11 protein-coding genes are annotated in these 15,418 nt (G+C 45.2%); 2 read left to right on the forward strand and 9 right to left on the reverse strand.

Annotation, left to right across the window (positions count from 1 at the left end; translation table 11 throughout):
* Window positions 1-480 precede the first annotated feature (480 nt).
* From NFS43_RS13920 to NFS43_RS13945, 6 genes are all read right to left on the reverse strand, one after another.
* On the reverse strand, window positions 481-1,683 hold the full coding sequence (locus tag NFS43_RS13920; RefSeq protein ID WP_251552281.1) for a response regulator: 1,203 nt from the start codon (window positions 1,681-1,683) through the stop codon (window positions 481-483).
* 1 nt (window position 1,684) lies between these two features.
* Entirely contained in the window at window positions 1,685-3,484 is a 1,800-nt protein-coding gene (locus tag NFS43_RS13925) for a cache domain-containing sensor histidine kinase (RefSeq protein WP_251552282.1), read from the reverse strand.
* Window positions 3,474-4,484 (reverse strand): substrate-binding domain-containing protein, encoded by a 1,011-nt coding sequence (locus tag NFS43_RS13930; protein WP_251552317.1) that lies wholly within the window; start codon window positions 4,482-4,484, stop codon window positions 3,474-3,476. Before NFS43_RS13930 ends, NFS43_RS13925 begins: the two co-directional genes overlap by 11 nt.
* Before the next feature lie 169 nt (window positions 4,485-4,653).
* Window positions 4,654-6,078 (reverse strand): L-arabinose isomerase, encoded by a 1,425-nt coding sequence (araA, locus tag NFS43_RS13935; protein WP_251552283.1) that lies wholly within the window; start codon window positions 6,076-6,078, stop codon window positions 4,654-4,656.
* Window positions 6,079-6,115: 37 nt separating this feature from the next.
* Complete coding sequence (locus tag NFS43_RS13940) at window positions 6,116-6,817, reverse strand: L-ribulose-5-phosphate 4-epimerase (protein ID WP_251552284.1); 702 nt, start codon at window positions 6,815-6,817, stop codon at window positions 6,116-6,118.
* Window positions 6,818-6,819: 2 nt separating this feature from the next.
* On the reverse strand, window positions 6,820-8,451 hold the full coding sequence (locus tag NFS43_RS13945; RefSeq protein WP_251552285.1) for a xylulokinase: 1,632 nt from the start codon (window positions 8,449-8,451) through the stop codon (window positions 6,820-6,822).
* 271 nt (window positions 8,452-8,722) lie between these two features.
* Here NFS43_RS13945 and NFS43_RS13950 point away from each other — a divergent pair, with 271 nt between their 5' ends.
* The gene (locus NFS43_RS13950) at window positions 8,723-9,814 is read left to right on the forward strand and encodes a GntR family transcriptional regulator (RefSeq protein ID WP_251552287.1); all 1,092 of its coding nucleotides are present in this window, start codon (window positions 8,723-8,725) and stop codon (window positions 9,812-9,814) included.
* Between the two features lie 144 nt (window positions 9,815-9,958).
* On the opposite strand, the gene NFS43_RS13955 is transcribed toward NFS43_RS13950, so the two are convergent.
* Window positions 9,959-11,353 carry a glycoside-pentoside-hexuronide (GPH):cation symporter gene (locus tag NFS43_RS13955; protein ID WP_251552289.1) on the reverse strand — a complete coding sequence of 465 codons (1,395 nt, stop codon included), beginning with the start codon at window positions 11,351-11,353 and terminating at the stop codon, window positions 9,959-9,961.
* A gap of 2 nt (window positions 11,354-11,355) precedes the next feature.
* Complete coding sequence (locus NFS43_RS13960) at window positions 11,356-13,752, reverse strand: hypothetical protein (protein ID WP_251552290.1); 2,397 nt, start codon at window positions 13,750-13,752, stop codon at window positions 11,356-11,358.
* A 185-nt stretch (window positions 13,753-13,937) separates the two neighbouring features.
* Between NFS43_RS13960 and NFS43_RS13965 the strand changes: the two genes are divergently transcribed.
* Complete coding sequence (locus NFS43_RS13965; RefSeq protein WP_251552291.1) at window positions 13,938-14,813, forward strand: helix-turn-helix transcriptional regulator; 876 nt, start codon at window positions 13,938-13,940, stop codon at window positions 14,811-14,813.
* An 89-nt stretch (window positions 14,814-14,902) separates the two neighbouring features.
* Here the strand turns inward: NFS43_RS13965 and NFS43_RS13970 are convergent, their stop codons facing one another.
* Complete coding sequence (locus tag NFS43_RS13970) at window positions 14,903-15,376, reverse strand: hypothetical protein (RefSeq protein WP_251552292.1); 474 nt, start codon at window positions 15,374-15,376, stop codon at window positions 14,903-14,905.
* Window positions 15,377-15,418 lie beyond the last annotated feature (42 nt).

A 15,418-nucleotide genomic window follows, 5' to 3' on the forward strand; every position in this document is an offset into this window, starting at 1 on the left:
TTCAATTTGCTATTTTTAACGCTTTCATTTGGTTGTTTTAACTATAACACCGCTTTCAAACACGCACTTTTAAAAAAATGACCTATTTTTATAAAAATTTAACTTATTTAAACCGTTTTCATAATGAAAGATCTAGGGGGCAGCCGAGTGTGGGTGGTGTTTCCTTGCTTTGGGAACTGAACCGTTCTTTTCAAGGAGGTTTTCCCGCTTTATTCGTTCTCTTATGAGAGGGGGTTTTTGGTTACCGGCACTTTGAACTGGTTTACCGGCGAAGTTCACCTTTTTACCGGCACTTTTCCGGAGTTTACCGGCAGATTTCCTCCTTTTATCAACCGATTCCCCTCTTTTACCGGCATTTCCGGCTTAAACGCCAGGCCACCGCCTGGCTGGATCATTGTCCCCTTGCTTCGAGAACTAGACCACTTCTTTTCAAATAAAAAAAAGACAAGCCATTACGACTCGCCTCTTGCCTGCTGCTTGTTATTTCAAGTTTTTCCGATACTGATTCGGGGAAACCCCGACTTCCTTTTTAAAAGCCGTACTAAAATAATGCTGTGTATCATATCCGACCTGTTCCGCAATCTCCAAAATCGACAAGTCCGTAGAAACCAACAGCAAACTGGCCTTCTTGATCCGCAGCTTCGTGATATAGCTGACAAAAGAGATCCCTAACTCCTTCTTAAAGGTCCTGCTCAAATACACCGATGATACCTGAAGAGATTCCGCCGCCTTTTCCAATGTCAGATCCGGGTCTGAAAAATGTTCAACCATGTACGCTCTGGCCCGCCGGACCACCGGGGAAATAGCCGATTCCTGTTGAATCGCAAGCTTGCACTTACTATAGGCCTCAGGAATCGAGGCTACCCCCTCACCAATCGGTTCAAAACACGAATGGAGAGTCAGATTTACATCCGCTTTTGCCCTTTTTTCCATGCTTAAGATCCGCTCTTCCGGAAGGGAGTCCCAAAGCAGGAGTAAGATGAGTCCCGAGTCATCTTGCAACAGAAGCTTTTCATACCGCTCCAGAACATGCAAAATTAGGCTTTTGAGCGAATTCGACAAGGCCTCCCTGTCCTGTTCCGGCAAAAAATCTTTATTGGCACTATATTCCACACATTGAATGATTCCAATCTGCTCTGGACACCTCAGCGGGAACCCCAGCAATTGAAACTGCTGCACCGCCTCCTCCTCACTCCATTTTCTGGCGATTAAATCAAAAAACAATTGCTCACGCAGAATATCGATATTTTTGGCAATTTGAGTAGTGGCCACCTTGACAAATTCTTCCTGCTGCGAGACATCCTCCCACTCATGGCGGACCTTTTCAAGCACGCTTGTCAGCTGCGCAGGGTTCACAGGTTTCAAAATATAATCGGATACATGTAATCTCACAGCCTCCTGGGCGTAAGTAAATTCGTCATGTCCCGTGATGATGACAATCTTGCATTTCGGAAGGTGCGACCTGATTTGTTTAATGAGTGTCAGGCCATTCATAATCGGCATGTTCAAGTCGACCAGCAATAGATCGATCGCGTGCTTTACCGCGAGCTCCAGCGCTTCCTCCCCGTCTTCTGCCTCTGCCGCCACCTCCATATTTAGTACCTGCCAATCCACTGACTCCCGAATTCCTTCCCGGATCAGCGGTTCATCATCTGCAATCAACACCCTCATGCTGGCATTCAAATTATTTCACCTCTCCTATCAGCGGAAGCAAAATGGCCACTGTTGTTCCTTTACCTTCTTCACTCTCAATCGATAAGCCATAGGGTTCCCCGCATGTATATTTGATTCTTGTCTGGGTATTTCTCATGCCATATCCCAGATTCGTTCCACTTTCTGGTGCTGCTAAATTCCGCTGGAGCTCCGCTAATTTTTCCTTAGGCATTCCTTTTCCGTCATCGATGACGCGAATTCTTAAATTCCCCATCCATTCCTTCGCTTCAATGAGAATATGGCCCGGCCCTCTTCGCTCCTTTATCCCATGGTAAATCGCGTTTTCTACGATCGGCTGGAGAACGAGCTTCGGCATGCTGGCTTGATGGAGGTGTTCATCTACGTCAAGGGTATAATTTAATTTATCTTTGTATCTTGCCTTCTGAATCTTCAGGTAGCTATGGATATGTTCGATTTCTTCGCTTAAAGGGATGTTGTCGCGCCCCTGGTTGAGGCCGATCCGAAACAGCCTGGATAAGGATCCGACAAGGTCCGCCACATCCTCTGCCCCATGCTTGCGGGCCATCCAGTTGATCGTATCAAGCGTATTATAAAGAAAATGCGGCTTGATGTGTTCCTGGAGACTCCTTAGCTCTGCTTCTCTTTTTTGCCGCTCTTGTTTTTCTGTTAAGGATATCAGCTTATTGATTTGGGCCAGCATATGATTGAAGCTCCGGCCGAGCATCCCCAGCTCATCCCTGCGGTCCTCCGAATAACGGACCGTCAAATCCCCTGACTCCGCTTTTTGCATAAACGACATCAGCTGGCCAATCGGCCGGGACATGGAATTAGACAAATAATAGGAGGCCGTCACGCCGAATAAACAAACAAAGAAGACAAAGCAAATCACATAAAAATTGATTTCCCTTATTTCGAAAACCGCTTCATCTGTAGGGAATACGCCTACCGTGATCCAATTCGTAAACGGTGATTTTCGGTAAATGAATTGCGTTTTGCTTCCATTTACCTGCTTAATAAAGGTGCCCGATTCCCCCTTGCTGACCCATTGCAAAGGAAAATGCTCAATGAGCTTTTTGGCTGGTGAATAGATATTCTCGCCCTTTTCATCGATGACCATTAAATAACCAGTTTTTCCTAAGCGTGCATCCTTTGTCGCTTCGGCGATGACCAATAATTTTAAATCCATAAGGACAACGCCTTTTACCTTTTGCGTGTCCGGGTCAATGATCGCACGGACCACGGATACCACTTCATCGTTATTATACTGAACATAACTTTTAATTTGGCGGTCAGAAGGATGTCCGAGAATCTTAAAGATCCCCTGATTGGCAACGGCCTCCTGATACCATGCCTCTTTGGTCAAATTTTGGCTGGCGCCGGCATACAGCTCATTGCTCATGTATTCGCCGCTGCTATTTACCACCAGAATGCCTGCCACCTCTGGATATAAGGTGGTAAGGCTGCGCAAAAACTCCTTGACGTCATAATCATTATTTTCACCTGCCGATGGAGCCGTTTCATAAATAAAATCCTTCATGTCCGGATTGGAGGAGATCAGGTAGCTGATATTTTGCATATTTGCCGCATAGTTGTCCAATGTTTTATTGACTTGGCCAATTAGCTGCAGGGTGTTGTCAGTCACCTGTTTTTCGACAATCCGCTCTACGGTCATTCCCGTTAGCAGGCTGAGCCCAATTGACGGCACAATGCTGATCAGCAGCAAAAGGGCAATTAATTTATAGCGAATCGGAAAATTATTGAACTGCAGCCGTTTGACGCCTCTTGATAGAAAGGGATGTTTACTTGCCATAGAAATCCCCTGCATTCTCCTTGGTGACAACGGAAACGCCTGTGTCGATATTGGGCGGCAGCGGCGGTGTGTTGATTCCCATTTTCGAATCCTCTGTCAGCTGATGCTTTAAGTGAAATAAAGACAGCAGCGACCAATAGCCCATTTTCCAAGTGCCTTGTGCGAGTGTGGCAGAAATCGTTCCGTCCTTGATCATATCCAGAGTTGGTTTATCTGCGTCAAAGCTGACAATTTTCACGTCCTTTTCCCGGTTCATGGAAATGGCCGCGTGGCCGACACCGATTCCCCCATTTGCTTCCGTTACAAAAATCCCCTTTAAATCTGGATATTTTTCTAAAAGCTCTACAGCCGCTTGCTTGGAAACCAGTTCGTTTCCTTTTCCATCCTTCACTTCCACGATGTCAATTCCAGGATAATCCTTCTCAATGGTGTCTTTAAAGCCTCTTAATCGCTGCTGGTGGTTCAGCTGATTCGGAAGGGTGACAATCCCTACTTTTCCTTGATTGACCATCAGCGCCGCCATCTCCTGGGCGCCGATTACGCCGGCATTATAACTGTCCGTGCCGATAAACGTGGGCGCATCGCTCGCTGGGGATCCAGAGTCAAAGAGCACCACCGGGATCCCGGCCTTGATCGCTTTATTGATGGTTGGAGCTATTTTCGCCGCTTCAATCGCCGTTATGGCGATTCCATCCGGCTTTTGGGCAATTACCTGTTCCAAAACGGTAATTTGCTCGTGCACATCATACTGGGTGGCCCCCCGGTATTCCACCGAAACATTTAATTCGTTGGCTGCATCCTCGAATCCTTTCAAGGCCCGCTTCCAATAATCACTTCCTGACTGGAAGGTCACCATGACATACTTTTCATCGATATCCCCGCGAATCCCCTCCTGAACCTGTTCGGAGGATGTGCCATTGATATCCTGAAAATGATAATAAGATAAATATAAAGCAAATAGTCCAAGCAGAAAGATATATACGAAAAATAGTTTTTTCAGTTTGGTAATCCCCTTTCGTTGCACCAGTCTAAAGGCGAAAAGGAGCATCCCTGTTAACTGCTTAACAGGCTGCTCCTTTTCTATTATATCAATATACTGAATACTCTGTTTCAAAAATTGGCAAAGGGATATTTTTTTCTCCAAGGAAGCCTAGCGCTCCTAACGAGAATTACTTAATAATCACGTATTCCAGGTCCACCAATTTGGCATAGGTGACAATTTGGTCTGTTGTCAAATTCAAGGAAACCACGGTATGGTGGCCGCCGCCATTCTCGATCCAAGCTTTGACGCCGTCCTGGAAGTTCGGCTTGATTTTCCAAAGCACGCGGGCCACTGGAAGTTTTGGCGCTGGAACTGTTGGTTCAAAGGCAGAAACCTCGTTGATCAGCATTTTGTAATGTGTGCCAAAGTCAGCCATGGATACGACAACGCCCTCTCCTGCTTTGCCGTCAAACACGAGACGGGCAGGGTCTTCCCGATCGCCGATCCCTAATGGAGAAACAATGATTTTTGGCTTGTTGCTTGCCATCGTTGGGTCGACCTCCAGCATATGGGATTGCAGGGCTGCTTCTTGTCCAGCCGCTAATTCGTAAGTGTAATCTTCCATAAATCCAGTGGATTGGTTATGGCTCATGACTTTGAGCAAGCGGTCGAGTGCCGCGGTTTTCCAATCTCCCTCGCCGGCGAAGCCATAGCCTTGTGCCATCAAGCGCTGCACGGCAAGTCCAGGAAGCTGCTTCATGCCATATAAATCTTCAAAGTTCGTGGTGAAGGCATTATAGCCGCCGTCATCAAGGAAACGTTTAATCGCGATTTCATAGCTTGCCTGCACTTTGACGCTCTTCTCCCAGTCTTCCTTGCTGTAGGTGCCATAATCAAAGTCATACAGGTCGGCATATTCCATAAATAGATCATTGATTTCTTCTTCTGTCACCGCATTCACATATTGCACAAGGTCGCCGATGCCAAAGTAGTCAACGGTCCAGCCAAATTGGATTTGCGCTTCCACCTTATCCCCTTCGGTTACGCCAACGTTCCGCATGTTGTCACCAAAGCGGGCTACTTTGATATGGAAGCTTTCATTATAGGCCACCGCTACGTCCATCCAATCAGCAATTTGCTGCTGCACTTCCGGGCGCTGCCAGTAACCGACAACCACTTTATTTTGCTTTTTCAAACGGGCATTGATAAATCCGTACTCACGGTCGCCATGGGCGGCTTGGTTCAGGTTCATGAAGTCCATATCAATGGTTGCCCAAGGAATGCTTTCATTATATTGAGTCGCTAAGTGAAGCAATGGTTTTTGCAATAATTTCGTGCCGCGGATCCACATTTTTGCAGGCGAGAACGTATGCATCCAGGTGATGACACCGGCCACTTCATCACGATAGTTGACTTCTTTCATGATGCTGGTGATTTTATCAGCACTGACAGCCAAATCCTGCAAGACGAGCGGGTATGGCAACACGCCGCTTTCATTTAATGCATCTGTCATTTCTTGTGCGTGTGCTTTTACTTCTGCTAATGCTTCTTCTCCATAAAGATGCTGTGAACCTACGACAAACCAAAATTGTTTTTTACCTGCTGTTGTCATGATAACTCCTCTTTTCCTATTTTAATGGTTTCCTAGTTTATCTTTGTGTTTGGCCATAATAGGCATTTTTTCCATGCTTTCGCAAATAGTGTTTATCTAAAATGCGCTGTGGCAATTCATTGGCAAAATGGTTCAATTCCCGGGTGAATAAATTCATCTTCGCGACTTCATCCAGCACGACACTATTGATGACCGCTGATTTGACCGTTTTTCCCCAAGTGAATGGGCCATGGCCGTGAAGCAGGACACCAGGAATCGCTAAAATGTCCAGCCCGCGCTCCTCAAAGGTTTCGATGATCACCTTGCCTGTTTCCACTTCGTATCCCCGGTCAATCTCCTCTTGTGTCAGGTAGCGGGCACACGGCACGGCACCATAGAAGGTGTCGGCATGCGTCGTTCCCATCGCCGGAACATCAAGGCCGGCTTGGGCCCAAATGGTGGCCCAGGTGGAATGGGTGTGGACGATGCCGCCGATTTCCGGATAATGCTTGTAAAGCACGGCGTGTGTCGCTGTATCCGATGAGGGGTTCAAATCACCTTCCACCACATGGCCATCGAAATCCACGACGACCATATCGCTGGGCTTCATCGTTTCATAATCCACTCCGCTCGGCTTGATGACGAACAGGCCGCTTTCACGGTCCACAGCACTTGCATTTCCCCAGGTGAATTTCACAAGCCCATGCTTTGGCAATTCTAAGTTTGCTTGAAAAACTTCTTCTTTCAGGCGTTCTAGCACGTTTATTCCTCTCCTTTTTCAACCATATAATCAAAGTGATCGACAGCGGCCTGCTCAATCACTAAGCCCTTTTTGTAGCGTTCAATAAAGGCTTCAAATCCCTTGACATCAAATTGATCAGGATAGATCTCTTGCACATCGGCTTCGATAAAGACTTTTTGGTCAAGGAAGTCTTCTAAACTTTCATTTTGGTCCTTGTTCATTAAATAGGATGCGAGAATCGCCATTCCCCAGGCGCCGCCTTCACCGGCCGTTGCCATCAAGGATACGGGAGCATTCATCGCGGCTGCCACGATTTTTTGGCCGACAATCGGCGTTTTAAACAATCCGCCGTGTGCCAAAATGCGATCAATCGCGACCTGTTCATTTTTCGTCAAAATATCCATGCCGATTTTCAAAGCGCCAAACGCTGTAAAAAGATGGGTCCGCATGAAGTTGGCTAAATTGAAGCGGCTCTCAGGTGTGCGGACAAATAGCGGCCGCCCTTGTTCCAATCCTGTGATATTTTCTCCTGAGAAATACCCGTAGCTCAGCAGGCCGCCGCCATCCGGGTCCGCCTCCAGCGCTTTATTGAACAGCACTTCGAATAATTGATGGGTTTCCACCTTAAATCCCATGGCCTCAGAGAATTCCCGGAACAATCCCATCCAAGCATTGATATCACTTGAACAGTTATTAGCATGGACCATTCCTACCGGGCTGCCGGTTGGTGTCGTAACCAAATCGATTTCTGGATAGACCTTGGAAAGTTCTTTTTCCAGCACCATCATCGCAAAAACGGACGTTCCTACCGAGATGTTTCCGGTCCGCTTCCTTACGCTGTTCGTTGCCACCATTCCTGTTCCGGCATCGCCTTCTGGCGGACAAAGCGGAATGCCTGGCTGCAGATTTTGTGAGCGGTCCAGTATTTTGGCACCTATTTCGGTCAATTCACCTGCTGGCTCGCCTGCTTGATAGACTTTCGGGAGAATCTCCCTCAGCTTCCACGGATACCCTTTGGCGGCTATTTGTTCATCAAACTGCTTGACCATTGATTCATGGTAATCGAGCGCTGCTTCATCGATTGGGAACATGCCGGAAGCATCCCCAATGCCAATCGCTTTCTGTCCAGTCAACAGCCAGTGGATGTATCCGGCCAACGTGGTCATATAATCAATCCGAGGCAAATGCTTCTCTTCGTTTAAGATCGCTTGATAAAGGTGCGCGATACTCCACCGCTCCGGGATATTGAATTGGAATTGTTCCGTTAATGCCTTTGCTGCCACACTGGTGGTGGCATTGCGCCAGGTCCGAAATGGCACGAGCAGTTCTCCTGTCCGGTCAAACGCCATATACCCATGCATCATGGCAGAGATGCCAATCGACCCAATGGTTCGGATGGTGATGCCATAGCTTCGTTCAACCTCTTGCTTCATTTCACTGTAGGCCGCTTGCAGACCCGTAATAATATCGACTAAGCTGTATGTCCAAAATCCATCTTCTAAGCGGTTTTCCCACTCATAGCTTCCTGATGCAATGGTTTCAAAACGCTGATCAATCAGTACCGCTTTAATACGGGTGGATCCGAATTCGATTCCAAGGGACGTTTCTCCATTGATGATCGCTTGTTTCCTATTTATTTGATGTGCTTTCACATGTTTCCCCTCTTTCTGACAGCGGTTTCAATATGCGCAATTGAAAGGAAGCGGTTTCGATTTCGCTTCACATTATTTATAGTCTTAGTATATTTTTTGTGCGTACATTTGTCAAATAAAAATCTAATATATACATACAAATATCACATATGTTTAGTTGGCCGTATTCCGGTTCAGCTTTTTATTTATGGAAAACCATGATAAAATATGTCCATATAAATAGTTCGAAAAAGCGAATTCGTATGCGAACAACTGGGAAAGAAGTGATCAAATGAAACCAAAGTATCAAATCATCATTGACGATATAAAAAGCAAAATTCTATCAGGGGATTACAGTATAGGGGAACAAATTCCTACTGAATCCGCCCTGCAGGAAACGTACAACGTGAGCCGGCACACTGTTCGAATGGCGATATCCGAACTGGCAAACGACGGATTCTTGCGAAGCGAAAAAGGGTCTGGCACGTTTGTCAGCAATCAATACCAATCCAAATCGGGCGGAAAAACCAATAGTAAAACGATCGGCGTCATCACGACCTATATTTCCGATTACATTTTTCCCTCGATTATCCGCGGAATTGAAGGAAGACTGAACGAGGATAATTATTCGCTGCTGTTGGCCAGCACCAATAATGATGTCGAGCAGGAGAAAAAAGCGTTGGAAATGATGCTGAGCTTTGGCGTGGACGGATTGATTGTGGAACCGACAAAAAGCAATCTTTACAATCCCAATATCGCCTACTACCTATCGTTCAAGGAACAGGATGTCCCGTTCATCATGATCAATGCTTATTATGAAGAATTGGATGTTCCTTTCCTTTGTCTCGATGATGTGCAGTCCAGCTATCTCGCCACAAAAGAGCTGATTTCGAAAGGGCATACACAAATCGGCCTGATTGCCAAAATGGATGACCTGCAGGGGAAGTACCGCATGAAGGGGTATATAAAAGCGATCGGAGAAGCCAAATTGCGGTTCCAGCCAGATCTGGTGCTGTCGTTCGATACAGAAACAAAGCAAGACTTATCCAAGAACCTGAAGACGTTCCTGCATGAAAAACGGGACGAGCTGACAGCCATTGTCTGCTATAACGATGAGGTCGGGCTGGAAGTGGCAAATGTATGCAGACAACTAGGGATTTTGGTACCAGACAACTTGTCGATCATCGGGCAGGACAATTCCTATATTGCCAAAAATGCCAATATCAAGCTGACGACCTTGACGCACCCGCAGGAACAGATGGGACGGGATGCGGCGGATTGGATCATTAAGAAACTGCAAGGGAAAAAGGATTTGCCAAACGAGACCTATTATCAGCCCGTTTTAATTGAGGGCGAAACGGTGAAAGAGCTAAAGGCGGAATAAATTTAAGTATGGCCTCATAAGAAAAGCGCAGGGCGCCGTATGGCCTGGTGCTGGACCATTCTCAAAGTCTAAAACTTTTATACTTATAAAAACAAAAGAGCTTCAAGCAGCCGTACAGATTGCTTGAAGCTCTTTTTTATCTGGTTAATTAGTCTTCGGATCCAATCTTGCTTCCAATTCCTGCTTAATCTTACCTTCATTTTTTTCATACTTAATGTATTTGCCCATAATGATGGCTCCAATTGCAAAGAAAATGGCCGGCAGCCAGGTGAAACAAAACTTAATGGCTGCTAATGCTTCAGGTGTCTGGGTCGTATTCGCCGCATAACCAGCTGCCCCTAAAATTAATGAAGGAATAAAGCTGCCTAATCCAGAGCCCAGCTTAATGCAGAAAGAAATACCGACGGCTGTCAAAAATCCGCTTGCTCTAATGCCGCTCTTCCACTCCCCATAGTCGACTGTATCGGAAAGCATGGCAAATGGCAATGTGACCGCAATCCCCGTACCGAGTGAAGCTATTGTCCAGCCAATAATGATCATCGTGATGCTGCTTCCCGCGAACCCAATGATGAGCTGGCCCAAAGCCGCCAATGACAAGCCAATAATTTGGGTATGCGATTTTATCAATCGTTTCACTAGAAATGGCAGCACGGTGATCGAGACCATTTGGACAACGACCAGACCATTTAAGATAGACGCCAAATTCTTATGCCCTAAATTATATTCACTGTAATAAATCACGGTTGACGATCTCGCCGTGTTTCCTAACCAATAGAAGATGAACACTAATACTAGCGTAATCCATGGCCAGTTTCCTTTCACCGCGCGGAAGCTCTCACGAATCGAAATCGATTTTGCTTTCTGGGCGGTGCCAATTTCCTTTGTTCCGCTAAAGGCGAAAATCAGAAGGAGAATCGCAACAATGGCAAAAAGTCCTACCGTAACGCTAAATCCTACTTGATCGTTCCCTTGTCCAAATAAATCAATTAACGGAAGCGCAAATGAAGCGGTAATTAAATAGCCAATCATGCCCCCATTACTTCTCCAAGAATTTAAGCGCACTCTTTCATCCGAATCGTACGTCAGATTTGGAAGCGCAGAAGACATCGATGCACTAATGCCCGTGTAAATTATGCCAGCTGCAATATAGGTGATTAAGGCATAAATGGTTTTCCCCGTTGTTGATAGATCCGGAACGAGGAATGCCAGAAACACAGCCGCTCCAAAAGGAACCGACAGCCAGAGCCAGTAAGGCCGGCTTTGTCCCCATCTAGTGCGCGTATGGTCGATCACAATCCCCCAAATCGGAGCATCTAAAGCATCAACAAACCGCGCTACCAGCAAAATCATCCCGGCTGCCGCGACAGAAATTCCAAGCACATCCGTATAAAAATACATAATATAACTCGTCAGGGTACAGTAGAGCAGGTTACCCGCTGTATCGGTACTGGCGAAAGCCAGTATTCTCTTTAATGATAATTTCGAAGGTTTTGAATCACTGTGATGGACGGTTTTTAGTTCTCTTTGCGTCATTGCCATTTTCATCCTACCTCCTGTTCTTTTTTAACCAACGTAAAGCAGCCTTCTGAAAAAAGAATTTCTCTTACTAATTCACCATTTGGAGAAATAAAATGGGAATCCTCATCATAAAAATGGTATTCTGTTGGGTATGGAGCGTAGCTATGGATGATAAGTCCCTGTTCCGTATGCTCCATACAGCCATTTATTACCTTCAGCTGATCGTCTTGCTTGTATAGGAATGTTTTTTTGCCAAAGCCCTCAAGATAAGCAGCCAATTCCTCTCCCATATCCCAGTCAGACGTTTCTTCTTCTTTGGTGAACAGCTTTGAAAAAATTCCGCCGTCTCGATAAAAAGTCGATTGCCCAAAACGGTTTCTTGATAAATCAGGGCGGTTAAGATGCGGGCCGGCCACACTATAGGTCGATGCAGCTTCTCCCGGATTCAGCCTCTTGTCCGTTGCCTTAGCGTCCGGATCATAACAATATAAAATTCCTGCAGTTGCTCGATAGGCTGCCTTTAGATAGCGCGGATCATGCAATTTTTCATAGACTTTCAGAGTGGCAGCTGCCGTTAATCCCCCCCACAAGGAATGGATCATATAGGAAAGGGATTCCCACCAGCGGTCCGGATTTTGCGCTCGGAAATCATTCGAAAAACCGATATTGGCAATCAATAATTCTCCGTACTTTTTAGCCGCCTCGCTATGGCCGGCGCTTGCTAATGCGCCTGCTGCCGGGCCAAATCCCGCGTTATCATAAAAGTGCTCCGTCACAGCCGCTTTATAGGACTCGCTATCCTTCGCGACCTTCGCGGCGATGCCAGACCATAAAGCATCGATTTCATGATATTTATCTGTTAATCCTCGATTTTTAAGTTCCTCTAACAAGCCATCAATATACAAGAAGAACGTGCCTAGCATTTGGGCTTCTTCTTTTCCTCGTTCCGTGTGATGCAAATCTGGATTGACACGTAATCGAAATACGTCTGCCGCCCACTCTAAATACGTATCAGGGCTATTCAGCTTTAAAACGCTTTGGTCAAACTGCGACAACAAATAGAAAACGTGGCCGATATATTCGAAATCCATGCACCGGTAGAAATCGCCATAAAGGAAGGCGGGCTTTGTAAAATCTCCATCCACAAACCATTTAGGGCGAATGTAGTGAACACAGCTTTCTTCAGCCTTTTGTACCTCAGAAAGATCAGGAGTCCCTAATAAATTCTTCTTCAAAACAAAGCTGAGTTTTCCTAACGACTCGCCTTGATTGGAAATCGGGGTATAGGCATATGGCACTTCCCCTTCAGGACCGCTATAGAGAACATGGCTGATATATTGCGCCCGATTGTCGAACAGGCTTTGAATCGGTTTCATCACATTGATAATCACACTATCGATTTTTCCATTATCAAGCTCAATCGAAACCTTATGTTCACCCGGTTCTTCAAAAGTTAACGCCGCCTTATAACCGCTTTCATCTTTTTGTATAAATGGCAGGATATTTTGTACCTTGCTCCGATCATTGGCATCCCGATACTCTGCATAAGCATCCTTTAGTGATGCAGCGGCTGGCAGGCGAAACGAGAAATCATAGGGCTGGCTGGTGATGGCCAGCGGTTCAAACTGATAGCTGGGATGTCCATATTTCATCCCTGTCTGATAGAAATCGTCTTGATCCACGAATTCCTCAAGTGCAAATTGCCAAACCTTTATTTCATCCGCTTTTACCAAAAGACCATCTTTCGAATAGATCCAATCGGAATTCGTAAAATCTTGATCGTACCCGCCTGCTAACACCAATTGGTGAAATAAAATGCCATCTAATGAAGGTGAAACGTTTTCAAAAAATCGATTTTCATATTCACAATACGTTCCTGCTGATTTTGTTTCGCCTTCAAGCTGGTAGATCCCGAGGTGGGGCGCCTGATTGCTTCTTCTTACGCAGGCCAATTTCGTAAAGTCTTGTGAAATCGATGGAAACACAGCCGTTGAGTGATTGGTCTGCATCGTTAAATCGTTTATCCGATACATGACATAGGCAAAGGATGTCCAGACTCTAAAATCAGCTATATAGGCATCCCGATTGGAATGATTGACGACTTGAATCGTCCAACGCAAGGAATCCGCTGACTGGGTCAAGTCATAAACAAACCGGATCTCCACCTCATCCAATGCGTATGTGACCGTTGCCATTTCTTTCGCTGCCGTTACTTTCCCTTGCATTCCATTACTTTTATACTCTTTATCGTTTATCGTCACGGAAAAATGGCCAAATAATTTATCTCTATCATCATAATGTACTTTTTCTAAATACTTCTCGTCGACTACCCAATTCATTTGGTGCGGATCATTTTTCAGGATTAATTTTGATAAATTTCCATTCGGGCAGAAATCGATCAAAAATTTATGATTTTCCATCTAGTATTCTCCTTTATTATAGTTGAACCTTCAGAACACCATAGCAAATAGATATCTATTGAATTTGCAAACGATTTCCGAAATCGCTTACCTTTAGTATAATGATAATGAATTAAACGTTTACAATAATTTTTTATACATTTTCACTTTTAGTGATCGGATTTTAATATAGGAGGGCCCGACCCATGGAGGATCCATTCATTATATCTATCGCGATTCCGCCTTTTCCCATCTTTATCGAAGGGAATTTGACCGAATATGGCACCGGCGTTATGCATCCTGATCGAAGGAACCTGCCGTATTTTGACATTATTCTCGTTAAAGAAGGGGCCTTGTACTTAGGAGAGGAAGGCATTGATTACACCGTTAAAAAGAATGAAATGCTGGTCTTGCTGCCCAATAAGCACCACTATCCAGTCAAACCAACAGATGAAACAACCCAATTTTATTGGATTCACTTTTTTACCACTGGCAATTATGTACAAAGTCATCAAGCAAGACAGCTGGAATCGAATATCCCGATTCCTTCGCTGCACTTTCATAATAAGTTTCATACCCTTCATCTGGCTAAAAAGTGCCGGCTCGTTGATACGGATGAACTTTATCAAAAAATCCAGGAATTACTGGAGAGCACGACAAGAAAAGATATAAATATAACGTTTTGGGATCTTCAGCAGCGGTTTTTTTCTCTCTTAAATCTATTGGATGGGCAAAATCAGGCAAAGGATACAAGCGTTTTAATAGCGGAAAAAGTGGAGCAATTCATTCGTGAAAATTTTAATAAGGATATTACCAATGATACTTTAGTGGCGAAATTCAATTTACATGAAAATACGCTTGCCAGGTATTTAAAGCAGTATTACGGCTTTACTCCCATGGAATATTTAAAGGAATATCGGCTGCTGCAGGCTCGAGATCTCTTGTTAAAAACCGATTATCCGATCCAAAAAATAGCGGAACTTTGCGGGTATCGTTGGGGCCCTTATTTTTCTAGATTGTTCAAACAAAAATATGATCGCTCCCCGCTTCAATATCGAAAAAATCATTTTGGAAAACAATAGAACCAAGCAGATGGAGGAAAATAAAAAGAAAGCATCGATTAACGAATGCTTCCTGTTAAATAAGATTTCCATGTGGGTGCCACCTGGCTTTAGTATCTTCTTCTTCTAAAAATTCTTTTAATCAACGAAATGATCACGACAATCAGCAGGATGTCGACCAATAGTCCCATAAGGGAGAAGCCGGCATATCCGCCTCCATAGTAGCCGCCGAATGGATGGAACATGCTGCCGAAAAAGGTTCCTGCCCCAAAGAGGGCTGCCCCCTTCCAAAAGCCGCTGGAGCTTTTCGCAGCAGGCTGGGTTTGGCTATAAGGGCTCTTCGAGGTGGATGGCGCTTTTTTTACACTGCCTGAAGGTGCCCGATATCCTGAACGGTATGATGAACCGGAACGTCTGACCGATTTGACCTTGGTAACTTGAGGGGTTTTGGTTTGGGTGGAATACGTTTGCCCCATTGGACTTGCTTTAGGGCTGCCGTTCAATCCCGCTGCATCCACGCTCACCGGCATTGCCAACGTAACAAGCAATACGAGAGACAACAACGATTTGATGGCTTTTTTCATTTGTACTTCTACTCCTATCCATTTTGTTGGGTACGCTTGTAT

Source organism: Neobacillus muris (assembly GCF_943193175.1).
In the GTDB taxonomy this organism is placed as follows: domain Bacteria; phylum Bacillota; class Bacilli; order Bacillales; family Cytobacillaceae; genus Neobacillus; species Neobacillus muris.

Excerpts from the sequence above, each read along its gene's own strand:
- NFS43_RS13925 (WP_251552282.1), bottom strand. The coding sequence starts at position 3,484 with ATGGCAAGTAAACATCCCTTTCTATCAAGAGGCGTCAAACGGCTGCAG.
- araA (WP_251552283.1), bottom strand. The coding sequence starts at position 6,078 with ATGACAACAGCAGGTAAAAAACAATTTTGGTTTGTCGTAGGTTCACAG.
- NFS43_RS13950 (WP_251552287.1), top strand. The coding sequence starts at position 8,723 with ATGAAACCAAAGTATCAAATCATCATTGACGATATAAAAAGCAAAATT.
- NFS43_RS13955 (WP_251552289.1), bottom strand. The coding sequence starts at position 11,353 with ATGGCAATGACGCAAAGAGAACTAAAAACCGTCCATCACAGTGATTCA.
- NFS43_RS13960 (WP_251552290.1), bottom strand. The coding sequence starts at position 13,752 with ATGGAAAATCATAAATTTTTGATCGATTTCTGCCCGAATGGAAATTTA.
- NFS43_RS13965 (WP_251552291.1), top strand. The coding sequence starts at position 13,938 with ATGGAGGATCCATTCATTATATCTATCGCGATTCCGCCTTTTCCCATC.
- NFS43_RS13970 (WP_251552292.1), bottom strand. The coding sequence starts at position 15,376 with ATGAAAAAAGCCATCAAATCGTTGTTGTCTCTCGTATTGCTTGTTACG.